This window comes from Microbacterium sp. bgisy207 (assembly GCF_965345035.1).
Classification (GTDB): Bacteria; Actinomycetota; Actinomycetes; order Actinomycetales; family Microbacteriaceae; genus Microbacterium.
This window is the reverse complement of record NZ_CBDRMG010000017.1, coordinates 15,794-33,011: the sequence shown is the minus strand read 5'-3', so window position 1 is coordinate 33,011 and position 17,218 is coordinate 15,794. Positions and strand designations below refer to the sequence as shown.

At 68.6% G+C, this 17,218-nt stretch carries 16 protein-coding genes and 1 pseudogene; 12 read left to right on the top strand and 5 right to left on the bottom strand.

Going from position 1 to position 17,218, the window contains the following annotated elements; all coding sequences use genetic code 11:
- Window positions 1–156: 156 nt before the first annotated feature.
- The gene (xylA, locus tag ACSGC5_RS13885; RefSeq protein WP_434971191.1) at window positions 157–1,347 is read right to left on the bottom strand and encodes a xylose isomerase; all 1,191 of its coding nucleotides are present in this window, start codon (window positions 1,345–1,347) and stop codon (window positions 157–159) included.
- 91 nt (window positions 1,348–1,438) lie between these two features.
- Between xylA and ACSGC5_RS13880 the strand changes: the two genes are divergently transcribed.
- Complete coding sequence (locus tag ACSGC5_RS13880; RefSeq protein WP_434971190.1) at window positions 1,439–2,626, top strand: ROK family protein; 1,188 nt, start codon at window positions 1,439–1,441, stop codon at window positions 2,624–2,626.
- On the opposite strand, the gene ACSGC5_RS13875 is transcribed toward ACSGC5_RS13880, so the two are convergent.
- Complete coding sequence (locus ACSGC5_RS13875) at window positions 2,589–2,978, bottom strand: response regulator transcription factor (protein WP_434971189.1); 390 nt, start codon at window positions 2,976–2,978, stop codon at window positions 2,589–2,591. The genes ACSGC5_RS13880 and ACSGC5_RS13875 overlap by 38 nt on opposite strands.
- A 100-nt stretch (window positions 2,979–3,078) precedes the next feature.
- Here ACSGC5_RS13875 and ACSGC5_RS13870 point away from each other — a divergent pair, with 100 nt between their 5' ends.
- The 4 genes from ACSGC5_RS13870 (at window position 3,079) to ACSGC5_RS13855 (ending at window position 6,422) form a co-directional block, all read left to right on the top strand.
- The gene (locus ACSGC5_RS13870) at window positions 3,079–5,085 is read left to right on the top strand and encodes an ATP-binding protein (protein ID WP_434971188.1); all 2,007 of its coding nucleotides are present in this window, start codon (window positions 3,079–3,081) and stop codon (window positions 5,083–5,085) included.
- A gap of 142 nt (window positions 5,086–5,227) precedes the next feature.
- A complete protein-coding gene (locus ACSGC5_RS13865) occupies window positions 5,228–5,629 on the top strand; it encodes a DUF4259 domain-containing protein (RefSeq protein WP_434971187.1) in 402 nt (133 codons plus the stop codon).
- A gap of 76 nt (window positions 5,630–5,705) precedes the next feature.
- On the top strand, window positions 5,706–6,065 hold the full coding sequence (locus ACSGC5_RS13860) for a YidH family protein (RefSeq protein WP_434971186.1): 360 nt from the start codon (window positions 5,706–5,708) through the stop codon (window positions 6,063–6,065).
- A gap of 12 nt (window positions 6,066–6,077) precedes the next feature.
- A complete protein-coding gene (locus ACSGC5_RS13855; RefSeq protein ID WP_434971185.1) occupies window positions 6,078–6,422 on the top strand; it encodes a DUF202 domain-containing protein in 345 nt (114 codons plus the stop codon).
- Here ACSGC5_RS13855 and ACSGC5_RS13850 read toward each other — a convergent pair whose 3' ends face one another.
- Entirely contained in the window at window positions 6,423–7,424 is a 1,002-nt protein-coding gene (locus ACSGC5_RS13850; RefSeq protein ID WP_434971184.1) for a LacI family DNA-binding transcriptional regulator, read from the bottom strand. It abuts the gene before it with no gap.
- Window positions 7,425–7,618: 194 nt separating this feature from the next.
- Between ACSGC5_RS13850 and ACSGC5_RS13845 the strand changes: the two are divergent.
- The 6 genes and pseudogenes from ACSGC5_RS13845 (at window position 7,619) to ACSGC5_RS13820 (ending at window position 14,308) form a co-directional block, all read left to right on the top strand.
- Window positions 7,619–8,899: pseudogene (locus ACSGC5_RS13845) on the top strand (extracellular solute-binding protein).
- Window positions 8,900–8,908: 9 nt separating this feature from the next.
- Entirely contained in the window at window positions 8,909–9,919 is a 1,011-nt protein-coding gene (locus ACSGC5_RS13840) for a carbohydrate ABC transporter permease (RefSeq protein WP_363497488.1), read from the top strand.
- The gene (locus ACSGC5_RS13835) at window positions 9,919–10,803 is read left to right on the top strand and encodes a carbohydrate ABC transporter permease (protein WP_434971183.1); all 885 of its coding nucleotides are present in this window, start codon (window positions 9,919–9,921) and stop codon (window positions 10,801–10,803) included. The genes ACSGC5_RS13840 and ACSGC5_RS13835 overlap by 1 nt, the downstream gene beginning before the upstream one ends.
- Window positions 10,804–10,912: 109 nt before the next feature.
- A complete protein-coding gene (locus tag ACSGC5_RS13830; protein ID WP_434971212.1) occupies window positions 10,913–13,189 on the top strand; it encodes a beta-glucosidase in 2,277 nt (758 codons plus the stop codon).
- Window positions 13,190–13,289: 100 nt separating this feature from the next.
- Window positions 13,290–13,943 (top strand): hypothetical protein, encoded by a 654-nt coding sequence (locus ACSGC5_RS13825; RefSeq protein ID WP_434971182.1) that lies wholly within the window; start codon window positions 13,290–13,292, stop codon window positions 13,941–13,943.
- Between the two features lie 47 nt (window positions 13,944–13,990).
- Window positions 13,991–14,308 (top strand): YbjQ family protein, encoded by a 318-nt coding sequence (locus tag ACSGC5_RS13820; RefSeq protein ID WP_292709477.1) that lies wholly within the window; start codon window positions 13,991–13,993, stop codon window positions 14,306–14,308.
- A gap of 138 nt (window positions 14,309–14,446) precedes the next feature.
- Here ACSGC5_RS13820 and ACSGC5_RS13815 read toward each other — a convergent pair whose 3' ends face one another.
- Entirely contained in the window at window positions 14,447–14,671 is a 225-nt protein-coding gene (locus tag ACSGC5_RS13815; RefSeq protein ID WP_434971181.1) for a three-helix bundle dimerization domain-containing protein, read from the bottom strand.
- A gap of 143 nt (window positions 14,672–14,814) precedes the next feature.
- Window positions 14,815–15,936 carry a LacI family DNA-binding transcriptional regulator gene (locus ACSGC5_RS13810; RefSeq protein ID WP_434971180.1) on the bottom strand — a complete coding sequence of 374 codons (1,122 nt, stop codon included), beginning with the start codon at window positions 15,934–15,936 and terminating at the stop codon, window positions 14,815–14,817.
- Window positions 15,937–15,987: 51 nt separating this feature from the next.
- On the opposite strand from ACSGC5_RS13810, the gene rhaI reads away from it, so the two are divergent.
- Window positions 15,988–17,154 (top strand): L-rhamnose isomerase, encoded by a 1,167-nt coding sequence (gene rhaI / locus ACSGC5_RS13805; protein ID WP_434971179.1) that lies wholly within the window; start codon window positions 15,988–15,990, stop codon window positions 17,152–17,154.
- The last annotated feature ends 64 nt before the right edge of the window (window positions 17,155–17,218 follow it).

Genomic DNA, 17,218 nt, shown 5'->3' with positions numbered 1-17,218 from the left:
CGTCGCCCGGCTCACGCCGGCCTGTTCCTCCCCCGTGCGGGCGCCTCCTCAACAACGGAACCGAAGGACCCGGACGGCGAGGGCCGCCGTCCGGGTCCTTCCGCTCGTGAGGACCTCCCTGCCGGCTGCGGTTCGGGGTTCGCGCCGCGGCGGTGGTCAGCCCCGGGCGCCCATCAGGTGCTCGGTGGCCAGCTGCTGGAGGCGGACGAACCCGAAGCCCTTGGCGCCGAAGTACTGCGCCGGGTCGAAGTCCTCGAAGGCCGAGCGGTCGGCGAGCAGGTCGTCGTACGACTCGCCCTCGCCGAGCGTCGGAACCGAGAGCTCCGGCACGCGGGCGGCCGCGAGCGCCTCCTGCACCTCGGGGTCGGCGCGGAACGCCTGCGCCCGCTCCTTGAGCAGCAGGTACGTGCGCATGTTGGCGGCAGCCGAGTCCCAGACCCCGGTCTCATCCTCGGTCCGGCTGGGCTTGTAGTCGAAGTGGCGCGGCCCCTCATAGGACGGTCCGCCGTTCGGGCCACCGTTTTCGAGCAGGTCGACAAGGGCGAAGGCGTTGTGCAGGTCGCCGTGCCCGAACACGAGGTCCTGGTCGTACTTGATCCCGCGCTGGCCGTTGAGATCGATATGGTAGAGCTTGCCGTGGTACAGCGCCTGCGCGATGCCTGCGGCGAAGTTCAGGCCCGCCATCTGCTCGTGTCCGACCTCGGGGTTCAGACCCACGAGTTCGGGCCGTTCGAGGGACTCGATGAACGCGAGCGCGTGTCCGACCGTCGGCAGCAGGATGTCGCCGCGGGGCTCGTTGGGCTTGGGCTCGATCGCAAATCGGATGTCGTAGCCCTTGTCGGTGACGTAGTCGCCGAGCAGGTTGACTGCCTCGCGGTAGCGCTCGAGGGCGGCACGGATGTCTTTCGCGGCGTCGTATTCGGCGCCTTCGCGTCCGCCCCACATGACGAACGTCTTCGCGCCGAGATCCGCGGCGAGGTCGATGTTGCGCAGAACCTTGCGCAACGCGAATCGGCGCACCTGCCGGTCGTTGGAGGTGAAACCGCCGTCCTTGAAGACGGGAGCCGAGAAGAGGTTCGTGGTCACCATCGGCACGATCAGACCGGTGTCGGCCAGAGCGCTCTTGAGGCGGTCGATCTGGGTCTGGCGCTCGGCATCCGTCGATCCGAACGCGAACAGGTCGTCGTCGTGGAACGTGAGTCCGTAGGCGCCGAGTTCGGCGAGTTTCTCGACGGCGTGGACGACGTCGAGTGCGGGCCGGGTCGGGCCACCGAACGGGTCAGCCCCGTTGTAGCCGATGGTCCAGAGGCCGAATGAGAACTTGTCGGCGGGGGTGGGCGTGGGCATGACCGCTCCTTTGCACAGCACGCGGATGGAAATGTTGTCAGCAACAACCTATACCACGACGGATGCCGCCGCCATCCCCTACAGTGAACGCATGATCGAGCCGGGAAACGACAACGTCAGGACCCGAAACCTAGCCCGCATCCTGGGACTGGTTCATCTCGAGGGTCCTCGGTCGCGCGCGGCGCTGACCTTGGCGACGGGGCTGAACCGGTCCACCATCGCCGATCTGGTCACCGAACTGTCAACGGCCGGGCTCGTGACCGAGACAGCGCCCGATCCCTCCCGGCGCGTCGGTCGCCCCTCGCCGATCGTCGCGGCCGACCCGCGGATCGTCGCGATCGCCGTCAACCCCGAGGTGGATGCCGTCACGATCGGGGCCGTAGGACTCGACCAGTCGATCGCCGCCCGGGTTCGTCTCGAGCGCACCGAACTCGTCTCTCCCGACCAGACCGCTCACCTCGTCGCCGAGACCGTCGAGCGATGGCGCACCTCCGCGCTCGCCGACAATCGCATTGTCGGCGTCGGCGTCGCCGTTCCGGGCCTCGTGCGCGCCCGCGATGGACTGGTGCGCACCGCCCCGCACCTCCAATGGCAAGACGCGCCGATCCGGGAGCTCATCGCCGAGTCGACGGGACTGCCCACCGCCGTCGACAACGATGCGACGCTCGGCGCGGTCGCCGAACACCTCTACGGCGCAGCGCGCGGGCTCGATCACGTCGTCTACCTCAACGGCGGGGCCAGCGGCATCGGTGGTGGGCTCATCGTCCATGGGATGCCGGTCCGTGGCGTGTCGGGCTACGCCGGCGAGTTCGGACAGAACCGGCCCGGTATCGCGGCGACGACTGATCAGCAGGCTCCGGATGGCGTCCTCGAAGACGAGGTGAGCCGCGCCCGGCTGTTGCAGGCGCTCCGCCTCGGCAGTGCGGACGACCCCACACTCGAGGCGGCGCTCAGGGCATCCGACGTCCCCGCCGTCGCCGCCGAGACCGACAGGCAGCGACGGATCCTCGCAACAGCACTGGCCAACGCGGTGAACGTCCTGAACCCCCGGGCGATCGTCCTCGGCGGGTTCCTCGCGATGCTCATGGAGGGCGCGACCGACCAGCTCACCGACCTCGTCCGCGCGCAGTCGATGCCCGCGAACGCCGAAGACGTCGACATCCGCGCCGCCGTGCTCGCCGATGACCGGCTGCTGATCGGGGCCGCCGAGGCTGCTTTCGCGGGCCTGCTCGCAGACCCGCTCACTCAGCTGTCGAGTCCTGCTCGTTCGGAGGGATGAGCGCGTTCACAGCGCTCAGCAGTTCCGTCTTGGTGAACGGCTTGGTCACAACTGCCGAGAAACCCTGGGCACAGGCGTAGTCGTGTTCGGCAGGATCCGACCGGGCGGTGAGCAGCAGTAACGGCATGTCAGCGAGGGTCGGGTCCGCGCGCACCGCCTGTGCAACACCGATTCCATCCAGACCCGGCATCATCCAGTCGACCACGGCAAGATCCGGGCGCGAGGATCGGATCGCATCCAGACCCGCGGTTCCGTCGTAGTACTCCGCCACGTCATGTCCGACGCGAGAGAGTCGGATCGCAACGAGACGGACGATGTCCGCGTCGTCATCGATGACGATGATCCTCGCCACGCAACCCTCCCGATCCACGAAAGCCCGCCTGTTATCTGCCAAAGGCGCGCCTCCTGAGCCATGCTAGTGCGAAGGGGTGGGGACGTCAGAAAGGATCGGGATGACGCGGCCGAGCGTTGCGGCAACGATTCGCATGGCGCGACCGGCATGGAGGACAGTCGCCGTCGCAGGCCTCGTCGTCCTGAGCGGTCTGCTCGCGGTGGTCTTCGCCCTCGAGCAGGCGGGGCCGACGGGACTTGCCTGGTGGTGGCCCTCGGCAGCTGTGGGGGCGGTCGCCGCGGCAGCATCCCCGGTGCGGTGGCGATGGATGACGGCGATCGGTGTCGGGCTCGCCTCGGCCCTCGGCTCCGCGGTCGCCGACCGACCCCTGCTGGTCGTGGTCTTGGGCGGGATCGGCACAGCTGCCGAAGCATGGCTTGTCGGCACCGCCGTCTCGGGTGAGTCCGATCGCCCGCGTCTGACGACCCTCATGGATGTCGGGCGCTTCGCGGTCGCGGTGATCAGCGGGGCGGCACTTGTCGCTGCCCTCATCGGGATCGGGCGCGAGTTCACCGGCGGTGCGTTCCTGGACGCCTTCTGGACCATCGGCGCATCGCACCTCTCAGCGATGGTCCTCATCGCTCCCCTCGGTCTCATCGCGATTCCGAGGTCACCGTCTCCACACTGGTGGCGCAGTGCGATGCTGACCGTGGCGATGCTCGGCGCGACGGCTCTCGCGTTCTTTCCCGGCACGCCGGTCCCGGTGCCGATTCTGGCGATGCCGCTCATCGCCTGGGCCGCCGTGGCGGAACCCATGTTCTTCGTCGCCGTGCAACTGCTGGCGGTCGTGGGCACCGCTGCCGGGCTCACCGTCATGGGCGGCGGCGTGTACCCGATGCTGGCGTCGCAGATCCCGACGGCGACGGCGCTTCAGCTCTTCACGATCTGCCTGGGGGCGACGACGCTCGCGATCTCGGCCTCGCAGAACGATCGCCGCGCTCTGGAGAGCAAACAGATGGCGATCTCACATCTGCTCCATGACGCGTTCCGCCAGTCCAAGAGCGGGTTCGTCATCCTCCAGGAGGAGGGAGCCGACAAGTACAGCGTGCTCGAAGTCAATGCCGCAGCCGTCGTGATGCTGCGCAGCGAGTTCGAGCGCACGGATGCGGGCCGGTGGCAGCTTCGCGCGGACGCGCTCCTGCGCCCCTGGCTCGCGCAGGCGACATACGACGTGTCGGTGACTGTCGACTGGGAGGATGTCGCACCCGGGAACACCCCGGCGACGATCACGATCGACGCGGTCAACCGGTCAGGGCTCAATCGGGTACTGCTCGTGTCGGTCCAGGACCTCCGGCCCCTCCGCGAGGCCGAGCGAGAGATGGAGTGGCGGCTCGAGCGCGAGCGGCAGGTGAGTCGGACCTTCCAAGCGCTCACGCAGCAGAAGGTCGACTTCGTGGCCAGCGTCACGCACGAGCTTCGAACCCCGATCACCTCGATCCTCGGGTTCGCGGAAGAACTCAGCGAGACGACGGCGGACCCGGCCGTGCGCGAGCAGGTCGACGTGATCCTCCGCAACGCGAGCAGGCTGCGCGGGGTCATCGACGACGTCCTCCTCGTCTCCAAGCTCAGCCGGGGCCCTGCGACAACCGATGCGCTCCCGGTCACGGATGCCGGCCTCGCCCTGCAGCGCAGCATCGAGGACGCCAAGCACAGCATCCGGCACCGCGAACTCACGGTGGTCACCGAGATCGAGGACGACCTTCCCGTCCACGGTCGCGAAATCGACCTCACGCGCGTCTTCACCAACATCCTGACCAACGCGATCAAGTTCTCTCCCGATCGCGGCACGATCGCCGTCGTCGCGTACCGCACGGATCACCAGGTGGTCGTCACGATCACCGATCAGGGCGAGGGTATTTCGGAGGAGGACCTCGCCCACATCTTCGACCGCTTCTACCGCAGTCCCTCGAGCACGCGCCGCGGCGTTCCGGGGACGGGCCTGGGGCTGGCGATCGTCAAGGAACTCCTCTCGGGGATGGATGGGAGGATCGAGCTGGCGCGCGCGGACCCCATCGGAACGTGCGCGCAGATCACGCTGCCGGTCGCGGACGTGGACGCGTCCGCGTGACCGGAGGGGCCTGATCGCCCGAGGGAATGCGCCGAGCGCCGGAGACACGCGCCCGTGCGCATGGTGAGCCTTCCCGCGAGAGTCACGCCGGGTCCACCTGGCAAGGGGAAACCGTTCACACGCGGGACATACGGTGATCGGCATGGGTGCATGGAGTGTTGAGCCGTTCGGCAACGACGTCGCGGCCGACTGGGCGTGGGAACTCGAAGAGGAATCGGACTGGGCGTTCATCGACGACGCACTGACCGACGCCCTCGAGGATCTCGAGGAGATCGATCAGGAGACGGCGATCATCGCCGTTGCGGCGGCCGAGGTCGTTGCGCACGGCCTGGGCCACGCGACTCAGTGCGATGCGTACACAGAAGAAGTGGAAGCCTTCATCGGCCGAGCCGGCAGGCCGAGCGAAGAGACTGTCGCGTTGGCCCTGGCAGCGCTCGCGGCAGCCGGCGGCGCAGGGAGCGAGCTCGCGGCGGAGTGGGCGGACGCCGGGGACACGGGCTGGGTCGAGGCGATGGACGAGCTGCGCGCCGCGCTGACGGCATAGCGTCGCCCACCAGACGGGCGGGCACGGCGAGCGGCTGCGCGCTAGGGTTGTCATCCGTCACTGATCTGGAGGAACGATGAGTCCGCGGTTCCCGCAGTCCGTATACCGGCACGGCACGGAACCGGACGTCCGCTTCACACTGGCCAACGAGCGAACGTTCCTTGCATGGATTCGCACGGCGCTGGCACTGATCGCGGGCGGCGTCGCCCTCGAAGTCCTGGGGTTGGCGCTGCACCCGGGTTTGCGACTGGCGGCGAGCCTCGTTCTGATCGTCACGGGGATGCTCACCCCCGGGCTCGCGTGGCTCGGCTGGGAGCGCAGCGAACGCGCGCTGCGGCTGAACAGCCCGCTCCCCGGCTCGCTCCTGGGGGCTGTCGCGGGCATCGCGGTGACGGTCTCGGCTGCCCTCATCCTGCTGGCCATCGTCTTCGTCTGAGTCGATCATCTCGTGAGCGGCGAACTGTTCGATCCAGGGCTTCAGCCAGAACGGACGGAGCTGGCCTGGCGACGAACCGGACTGAGCATCGCGGTCGGGTCGGTCGTGGCGATGCGGTTGCTGCCGGAGGCACTCGGAAACGGCTGGTGGATCGTCCCCGGCATCCTCGGGGTCATCTTCTCCGCGGTCCTGTGGCAGTGGTCGCGCCGCCGCTACGAGAAGGTCTCGTTCGCGACGGTCACGGTGCGCGATCACACCCTCGTTCCCGACGGCGCACTCCTGCTCGCGCTGGCGATGTTCGTGACCCTCGTCGGGGCACTCGGGATCACCGTCCTGGTGGCGCTCCCGCTGCGCTGACTACCGGGGTGGGGCGGTCGTTGCACGCGGAATGAGCTGCGTGGCCAGCCGGACGTGCCGCTCCGGCGGCTCCTCGCCGTTCATGAAGGTCGTCAGCAGCGACATCGCGGCGGCCCCCAGGCGCCGCATGGGTTGACGCACCGTCGTCAACGGCGGGGACATCCGAGAGGCCTCGAGCACGTCGTCGAACCCGATCACGGACAGGTCCCGAGGAACCTCGAGTCCGATCTCGCGCGCGACCTCGATGATGCCGATCGCCGAGAGGTCGTTGGCTGCGAAGACCGCCGTCGGCCGCCGGGGCGAGTCCAGGAGCGACAGCGCCGCGGTACGCGCGGCATCCTGTTCGTAGAACCCGACCCGCACGACCTCGGGGTTGTAGGGGATGCCCGCGTCGGCGAGCGCCCGCCGGTACCCGGCGTCACGGGCACGAGATGACCGCAGGTCGGGTCTGCCCGCCACGAACCCGATGCGTCGATGGCCGAGTTCGATCAGGTACTTGACCGCCGAGACCGCTCCCCCGAAGCTGTCGGCTTCGACCGTGGGCACTCCGTCGCCGGGGCCGACATGGGGGTCGATCGCGACGACCGGGATGTCCGCGACGATCGCCTCCACGGTCGGGGTGACGATGATCGCGCCGTCGATGAGGCTTCCGGCCAGGCGTGCCAGCGACGTGTTCTCCCAGCCCGCCCCGTGCACACGCCGCGGCGTGCTGTAGGCGAGGACATCCAGTTCGAGAGACTCCGCGGCAGCGCCCACGCCCTTGAGCACCTCGGCGCTGAACGGCTCGAACTCCGCGACGAGCACCCCGACCACGCCCGTGCGCACACCCCGCATGCGGCTGGCCACGAGGCTGGACTCGTACCCCATCTGGGCGACGACACGCATGACCTTGTCGACCGTCTCGGGGGCCACGCCGTAGCGGCCGTTGACCGCCTTGGAGACGGTCGCGACCGACACCCCCGCTGCCGCAGCGATGTCGGTGATGGTGGGACGTCTCGCCATGGATCGTCACCCTACCGGATCTGGAAAAGGTTTTCGAAAACGTTTGACATGGTTCCGGTGGCGTGGCGACACTGTTCCCACGTCGCCCCACGGGATGCGGGATCCGGGAAGCTCACCCGGCGAACGTCCGTGACCACGCAGCAGCGGCTCGACGAGCGAGCCGCTCCTCAACGAAGAGAACAGGTGAGAATCACATGAGATACAGCAAAGTCCTCACGGCGTCGGCCGCTCTGGCCGTCGGCGCTCTCGCGCTCAGCGGATGCAGCGGCTCCGGCGGCGAGTCTGGAGACGGACCGGTCACACTGACCGTCTGGCAGAACTCGACGACCGGCGACGGCATGCAGTACTGGGAGGACGCGGCAGCTGCCTTCATGGCGGAGAACCCCGACGTCACCGTCGAGGTGCAGTCCATTCAGAACGAAGACATGGACGGCAAACTGCAGACCGCCCTGAACGCCGGAGACGCACCTGACGTCTTCATGGCGCGCGGCGGCGGCAAGCTGGCCGATGTCGTCGACGCCGGCCAGGTGATGGACCTGACGGGAAAGATCTCCCCCGAGGCCGAGGCCGCGATGGCCTCGTCGCTGAGCGCCTTCACGATCGACGGCAAGGTCTTCGGCATGCCGCTGGCGGTGCTGCCCGAGGGCATCTTCTACAGCGAGAACCTCTTCGAAGAGGCCGGGGTCGAACCCGCCGGCACGATCGACGAACTCGTCGAGGTGAACGACACCCTGAAGGCCGCCGGCATCACGCCGATCGCCGTCGGCGCGAAGGATGCCTGGCCCGCCGCCCACTGGTACTACAACTTCGCTCTGCGCGAGTGCTCGCAGGAGGCCATGGAACAGGCAGCACAGACGCGCTCGTTCGACGACGAGTGCTGGCTGCGCGCGGGTGAAGACCTCGCGGAGTTCATCGCCACGGAGCCCTTCAACGACGGCTTCCTGACGACGCCCGCGCAGCAGGGCGCGGGATCGTCCGCGGGTCTGCTCGCGAACCGTCAGGCTGCCATGGAGCTCATGGGCGCCTAGAACCCCGGCGTCATCGCATCGCTCACGCCGGACGAGCAGCCCCTGCCCGACCTCGGCTGGTTCCCCTTCCCTGAGATCGAGGGTGGCGACGGCACGCCCGGCGCCATGATGGGCGGCGCAGACGGGTACTCCTGCTGGGTGAACGCCCCTGAGGAGTGTGTCGACTTCCTGAACTTCCTGGCGACCAAGGACCAGCAGGAGGCGTACGCGGAGGCGTTCCAGACGCTGCCCGCCAGCAACGAGGCACAGGGCGTGGTCACGACGCCCGCGCTGCAGTCCGTGCTCGAGGCCTACAGCGAGGCTCCGTATGTCGTGCTGTGGCTGGACACGCTCTACGGCCAGAACGTCGGAAACGCGCTCAACGTCGCGGTCGTCGACCTTCTCGCTGGCAACGGTTCGCCCGAGGCCATCGTCCAGGCCGTCAACGACGCAGCAGCCCGAGGCTGATAGGCCACCATGTCCGTTAGCGAACGAACCTATCCGGTCACGGATGCGGTCGTGAGCGTCACGGAAGAGGGGGACGGCGCCTCGGCGTCGTCCCCCTCCCCGCGCCCACGCCGGCGAGGGTCGTGGCGCAGCCGCGCCGAGATCGGCATCCTCGTCGGCCCTGCCCTGATCGTCTTCCTGGCCTTCGTGATCTTCCCGGTCGTGATGGCCGCGTACTACGGCTTCTTCAGCTGGAGCGGCTACGGCCCCGCCACCGATTTCGTCGGCCTCAACAACTACATCGTCATCCTCAGCGACCCGGCCTTCCAGGCCGCGCTGTGGCACAACGCGATCATCGTGGTGCTCTCCCTGGTGATCCAGGGTCCGATTGCGATCGGGCTCGCGCTCCTGCTCAATCGCCGGATGCGGGGTCAGTCCCTCATCCGCGTGCTCATCTTCGTCCCGTACGTCATCGCCGAGGTCGTCGTGGGCACCGGCTGGAGCCTGATGCTCGCCACCAACGGTGCGCTCAACGACTTCCTCGAGAAGATCGGGCTCGGCGCGCTCGCCCAGGACTGGCTCTCCAACCCCGACCTGGCGATCTGGACGCTGATGGGGATCATCACCTGGAAGTACATCGGGTTCGCCGTCATCCTCTTCCTCGCGGGACTCCAGGGCATTCCCGAGGAACTCTACGAGGCAGCGGCGATCGACGGCGCCTCGTACTGGCAGATCCAGCGGCGCATCACGTTGCCCCTGCTGGGGCCGACGCTGCGCATCTGGGCGTTCCTGTCGATCATCGGATCGCTCCAGCTGTTCGACCTCGTCTACATCATCTGGGGACAGTACGTCGCGTCCACCGCCGGCACCTCGACGATGGCGACATACATGGTCGTCACCGGGCGCAACGCCGGAAGCTTCGGCTACGGCAGCGCGGTCGCCGTGGTCATCTTCCTCATTTCGCTGGCCGTCGCCCTGCTCTACCAGCGGTTCGTGCTGCGACGCGACACCGAAGGCGCCGTTACGGGAGGTAAGAACTGATGGCTACCGCAACCCTCACGGTGCCTCGCGGAAAGACCGGCAGGCGCCGACCGCACCGCACGGTAGGTCAGCGCACCGGGAACTTCTTCATCTACTTCCTCGCGTGGGCGCTGGTCGTGGTGATCCTGGTTCCCGTCGCCTACATCATCATCGGTGGTTTCCGCACCAACTCCGAGATCACGCAGGATCCGGCGGGCCTGCCTGCCACCTGGCGCGTCGAGAACTACGTCGATGTCCTCGTGAGCGAGGTGTTCTGGCGCGAGGTCCTCAACTCGTCGATCGCGGCGATCGCGACCACGCTGTTCGTCGTCACCCTCGGACTCATGGCGGCGTATGTTCTCGCCCGCTACCAGTTCCGGATGCGCGGGGTCCTCTACGCCGTCTTCGCGGCGGGACTCATGTTCCCCATGACGGTCGCGATCACCCCGCTCTACATCCTGGTGCGCAACCTCGGCCTGATGAACTCGCTTGTGGGCGTCATCATCCCGCAGGTCGCGTTCGCACTGCCGATAACGATCATCATCCTGGTGCCGTTCCTGCAGGCGCTCCCGCGCGAGATCGAAGAAGCGGCGTTCATCGACGGATGCAGCAGACTCGGCTTCTTCTGGCGCATGGTGATCCCGCTCTCGATGCCCGGAGTCATCACTGTCGGCATCCTCGCGTTCATCGCCAGCTGGAACAGCTACATGCTGCCGCTGTTCATCCTCAACAACGAGGCGAGCTTCACACTGCCGCTGGGTGTGCAGGCGTTCGCGTCGCAGTACTCGGTGGACACGGCGAAGGTGCTCGCCTTCACGTCGCTGTCGATGATCCCGGCCCTCGTGTTCTTCAGCCTCTTCGAACGCCGCATCGTCGGCGGACTCACCGGAGCTGTCAAGGGCTGACCGCACCCGGGATGCCCCCGCGGTGTCCCCCGTACCGAAGGAAACTCTGCTCGTGTTCGATGAACCGACTCCCGCCGTCAGCGATCGAGTGCGATCGCTGCACGCCGAGATGACCCTCGACGAGAAGCTCGCGCAACTCGTCGGATTCTGGGTCGACCAGGGCGACGACATCGTGGCCCCGCTCCAGGGCGAGATGGCCACGTCAACCGTCTACGCGGATGCCTCGGCCCATGGCCTCGGCCATCTCACACGCGTATACGGCACACGTCCGGTGGATCCGGTCGAGCGGGCGCAGTGGCTGTGGAGCGAGCAGAAGCGCCTTCGTGAGCGCTCGCGGCTGGGTATCCCGGCGATCGTCCACGAAGAGTGCTTGACCGGGTTGGCGGCGTGGCAGGCGGCGACGTTTCCCACGCCGCTGGCCTGGGGGGCCGCGTTCGATCCCGACCTGGTGGGCGAGATGGCGCAGCTGATCGGCCAGTCGATGCGCGAGCTCGGCATCCACCAGGGTCTGGCGCCGGTGCTCGATGTCGTGCGGGATCCGCGGTGGGGTCGCGTGGACGAGTGCATCTCGGAGGACCCGTACGTCGTCGGCGTCGTGGGCACGGCGTATGTGCGTGGCCTTCAGTCGCAGGGCGTTCACGCGACCTTGAAGCACTTCGTCGGCTACTCGGGGTCGCAAGCCGGGCGCAATCACGCCCCCGTGCACGCCGGCCCGCGAGAGATCGCGGATGTGTACCTGCCCCCCTTCGAAATGGCCGTCATCGAAGGCGGCGCCCGATCGGTGATGAACTCCTATGCCGAGATCGACGGGATTCCGGCCGCCGCGACGCCCGAGTACCTCACGGACGTGCTGCGCCGGCGGTGGGGCTTTGACGGCGTGACCGTCGCGGACTACTTCTCGGTGGCCTTCCTGCACACGATGCATCAGGTTGCCGCCGACCGCGGCCAGGCCGCGGTCCTCGCGCTGCGCGCCGGCGTGGATGTCGAGCTTCCGACCGGGGACGCGTTCACGGACCCGCTGCGGGAGGTCATCGCCGAGCACCCGGAACTCGCCGCGCTCGTTGATCGGGCCGTCCTGCGCGTCCTCTCGCAGAAGGAGGAGCTCGGTCTGCTCGATGAGACCTTCGACGCCCCGCCGACGACCGTGGATCTCGATTCCCCGGCCCACCGCGATCTGGCGCGGCGCCTCGCCGAGGAGTCCGCGGTCCTGCTGCGAAACGATGCACTGCTCCCGCTGGGTGCTGCTCCCGGGCTGCGGCTGGCCGTCAGCGGCCCCAACGCCGACAGCCATGCCGCGCTGATGGGGTGCTACTCCTTTGCGAACCACGTCCTGGCCCACCACCCCGCCACCCCCCTCGGATTCGAGGCGCCGAGCGTCCTCGACGCCATCCGCGAGCGATTCACGGATGCCGAAGTGACCTTCTCCCCCGGGTGTGCCGTGGAGGGCGAGGACCGCTCCGGTTTCGCGGCGGCGGTCGACGAGGCGGCCCAGGCCGACGTCGCCGTCGTCGTGGTCGGCGACAGCGCCGGCCTGTTCGGGCGCGGCACCGTCGGTGAGGGCAACGACGTATCGAGTCTGGACCTGCCCGGCGTCCAGCGAGAGCTCGTGGCGGCGATCGCGGCCACCGGCACTCCGGTCGTGCTCGTCGTGCTGAGCGGCAGGCCGTACGCCCTGGACTGGGCGCTGGACGGTCCCGATGCCGTCGGCGCCGTCGTTCAGTCGTTCTTCCCCGGGGAGGAAGGCGGCCGGGCACTCGCGCGCATCCTCGCGGGAGACGTCTCGCCGTCGGGCCGGCTCCCGGTGTCGCTGCCCCGTTCGGCAGGAGCTCAGCCATACAGCTATCTGCATCCGCTGCTGGGCGGACCGTCGGAGATCACGACGGCCGACAGTACGCCGCTGCGCCCGTTCGGCTTCGGCTTGAGCTACACGAGCTTCCGCTACACCGACCTGACGGTCACCGACACGGTGACCACGGACGGACATCTCGATGCGACCGTGACGGTCACCAATACGGGCTCACGCGCGGCGACCGATGTCGTGCAGCTCTACGCGCGGACGCCGTTCCGATCCACGACGCGGCCCGTTGCACAGCTGATCGGTTTCCATCGGGTGGCTCTTGAGCCCGGCCAGAGCGCGGTCGTCGCGTTCGACGTGCCGAGCGGGCGGTTCGCTGCCGCAGGAGCGGATCTGGTTCGCCGCGTCGAGCCGGGCGAGATCGAGCTGTGGGTGGGGACGGCATCCGACCGGGCGGCGTCCGGTGCGGCGACGCTGGTCGGCGATCCCCACGAAGTGGCACTCACCGACCGCCGCGTGACGTCGACCCGCTCCCTGCCGGCGCCCACCGCGCAGCACCAGCCCGCACCCGAGCTCTCCACGGCCGGCTGAGGGAGCCGGAGGATCGTGCAATCGGCGATCTGTCAACGGGGTGTCGGGAAACCGTGCGGAGAGAGAGGCTGAGCATCCGATCGCACGGAAGGAGCTCGCCATGACGAACCCCACGCACAGGACCGTGGAGTCCCGCCGCAGCACCGACGAGACGGATGCCGCGCTCGATGCGGCCGCGGCGGACACTGCGCCCAGCCGCCGGGGCTCCCGTTCTACCGCCCCCGCGACCGTACCGGCGGGCGGGCGCGGCGCCGATTCCGGCTCTGCGGACGCGGTGGAGATCGAACCGGGCGACACGGAAGAGATCCCCGACCGTTCCTGGGGCAACGACGCCCCCGGAGTCGGGACGCGTGGCCCCGGCGACTCGGGCGAGGTCGAGACCCCGTCCGAGGACTCGTACGCAGAGCGCGCCGACGATGCACCGCTGCCCGACCTGCACGACGAGCGCGAGGACTCTCGCGTTGAGCGCTCGCTTCATCGCCGGCTGCGCCGGGACGTCGGACCGGATGCCGCCGCACGCGACGCGGCCGACCCCCACACCCAGAGCCGCCCGAAGATGGCCCAGCACGTTGCGACGGTGGAACAGGAGATGTGGGGGCTTCTCGTGCAGACGCGCACGGACATGCCCCGCGCCGATCGGCGGCGGCTTCGCGAGGTGTTCCAGGAACGTCTGTGCCAGGCCGGGATCGATCTTCCCGCCGACGAGGTGGACCGGTTCCTCCGGCTGCGTCTGGCAGACAGAGACGAGCACTGACCCGGCGACCTCTTCCTCGCCGACACTCGCCCTGGCAGACTGACGACATGCTGATCGTCACCACGAACGACGTCCCCGGTCACACCATCACCGCCGTCCACGGCGAGGTCTTCGGACTCACCGTTCGTTCACGCCACATCGGCGCGAACATCGGCGCGTCCTTCAAGGCGCTAGCCGGTGGGGAGCTCAAGGGCATCACCGAGCTGCTCCACGAGACCCGCATCGAGGCCCTGTCCCGACTGTCGGCCGAAGCCGAGGCCAAGGGAGCCAACGCCGTGGTCGCCTTCCGGTTCGAGACGAACGACTACGGCGACAGCGGCGGCGTCGAGGTCTGCGCCTACGGCACGGCCGTCACGATCTCCTGAGCTCCGGCGGCAGAGCCGTCCCCGCGACGCATCCGACGTCAGGCACGCCTGTCGGCGGATGAGGTCGGGTTCAGTCGCGCCGCCGTGCGGGTTCCGGATGCCGCGCCCCGCCACACGGCGCGATCGAACTGTGGCGGCTCACCCCGAGATGAGAAGAGGGCCCGGCGCCCGCAGCCTCCGCAGAACCCGCGCCTCCACCATCGCCGGGATGAACGTGCGCAGCCTCGCGTTGGCAAGCGCCGCAACCTCTTCGGCCACCATCAACCGCACGGTGTCCTCGTCGGCCCAGGGGATGCGGCGCACGAGGCGATCGACGGCGTGAGCGAGCGCCTCATATTCGTCTCTGGGGTTGGTCGCGCTCATGCCAACAGAATGCGCGCTGATGCCGAGAATTCTCCGAAAACGCGGCACGCCGACCGGCGTGGCGATTCCGTGTCCGAACGGTCACCGTCTGCCAGGCGTGGATCGTCGCCCCGACCGGCGCCGTGACCCGTGCGGCGAGTCGATCATCGCGCACCTTCCCGATCGTGAACCGGATCAGGATGGTCAGATCGAGGATGCTCGTGAGCGCCGGAGGTCACCACCGCCGGGCTCGGCCGACTCGACTCCCGGATGACGAGCTCGGGCATGAAGCGCACTCGCCTGGGCTGCGCGGGATCATCATCCTGCTCACGCAGGAGTTCGACGGCGGCGCGTCCGATCTGCACGGCAGGCTGTCGCACGGAACTCAGCGGCACGATCGCCGTGGCCGCGAAGTCGATATCGTCATAGCCGATCAGCGCGATATCGGCGGGGACGCGAACGCCACCGCTGATCGAGAGCCCCTGAAGCATCCCGATGGCGACGAGGTCGTTCGCACAGAACACGGCATCCGGTCGCTCGATGGGATCCCGTTCGAGGATCCGCGCTGCGGCCTCGCGGCCCGCCATCACCGTGAGCTCCGTGGTCGCCATGTACTCGAGGTCGGATCCGTTCACTTCGGCGGATGCCCGCCTCGCGCCCGCGAGCCGGTCGATCACCTGAGGAAGGGTGGGCGGCCCCCCGACGAAGACCACCCGCCTGCGCCCGGTGCCGAGCAGATGGGACACCGCCAGATACCCACCGTGCACATCATCGACCGAGACCGAGCTCAGCCGGGCGTCGCCCGCATCCCGGTCGACGAGCACGATCGGCGCGCCGACGGCTTCGAGCCTGGCCAGCGCGCCCGGGTCACCGGATGCCGGTGTGACGAGCACGCCGACCACGCGCTGCTCGCGGAAGTGGTCGAGGTACGCGACCTCCCGCTCGGGGGTGTCATTGCTCGCCGCGGCGAGAACGAACAGCCCCTCCTCTGCGGCGCGCTCCTGCGCGCCCTTCGCCACGGCGGCGAAGAAGGGGTTCGCAAGGTCCAGCGCGATGAACCCGATACTGAGGCTCCGGCCGGCGCGAAGCTGGCGAGCGGCATCGTTGCGCACGTACCCGAGCTCCTCGATCGCGGCGCGCACGCGGGTCAGCGTCGCAGCGGAGACCCGATCCGGCTGATTGAGGACATTCGAGACCGTCCCGATCGAGACTCCTGCGGCGGCCGCGACATCCTTCACGCTCGCACCCACGCTCGTGGCCTCCTCCCCATTGCTGAAACGATACATCCGTCCTACTCTTGAAACGATTCATTCGCCTCGAGTTCGGAGCACCCCGCGATGACAGCGCTCGCCCCCCGCATCCTTTCGATCCTCGAGGCTCAGGCGATCGAGCTGCCCTCGTGGGCGTTCGGCAACTCCGGGACCCGCTTCCGGGTGTTCGGTACGCCCGGGACGCCGCGCGACCCGTTCGAGAAGATCGTCGACGCCGCCCAGGTGCACCGGTACACCGGCCTGGCGCCGAGCGTGGCGCTGCACATCCCCTGGGACAGGGTGGATGACTACGCCGCCCTGCGTCGGCACGCCGAGGACCTCGGCGTGCGACTGGGAACCGTCAACTCGAACACGTTCCAGGACGAGGACTACAAGTTCGGGGCGCTGACCCACCACGACCAGCGCATCCGCCAGAAGGCCATCGACCACCACCTCGAGTGCATCGACATCATGCACGAGACGGGCTCTCGCGATCTGAAGATCTGGCTGGCCGAGGGCTCGAATTACCCCGGGCAGAACGACATGCGCGCGCGGCAGGACCGCCTGCAGGATTCGCTGCAGCAGATCTACGCGCGGCTGGGCGACGAGCAGCGCCTGGTCCTGGAGTACAAGTTCTTCGAGCCGGCGTTCTACCACACCGACGTGCCCGACTGGGGCACCTCCTACGCCCAGGTCGCCGCGCTCGGCGAGAAGGCGATGGTGTGCCTCGACACCGGTCACCACGCCCCCGGCACCAACATCGAGTTCATCGTCATGCAGCTGTTGCGGCTCGGCAAGCTCGGTTCGTTCGACTTCAACTCGCGCTTCTATGCGGATGACGATCTCATCGTCGGCGCGGCCGACCCGTTCCAGCTGTTCCGCATCCTGTTCGAGGTCATCCGCGGCGGCGGGCTGAACAACCCGGACGTCGCGTTCATGCTCGACCAGTGCCACAACATCGAGGACAAGATCCCCGGCCAGATCCGGTCGGTACTCAACGTCCAGGAGATGACGGCGCGCGCCCTGCTCGTCGACCGCGAGGCGCTCGCGGCCGCGCAGGAGGCCAACGACGTGCTCGCCGCCAACGCCGTGTTCATGGACGCCTTCTACACCGACGTGCGCCCGGCGCTCGCGCAGTGGCGCGAGTCGCGGGGACTTCCCGCCGACCCGATGGCCGCGTACGCGGCATCCGGCTACCAGGCCCGCATCGCCGCCGACCGCGTCGGCGGCACCCAGGCCGGCTGGGGCGCCTGACCACCGACCGACGCCCGCCCGCCCCGGCTCCCCCGTTCGCTTGCCGCAACACGCCGCAACCGAC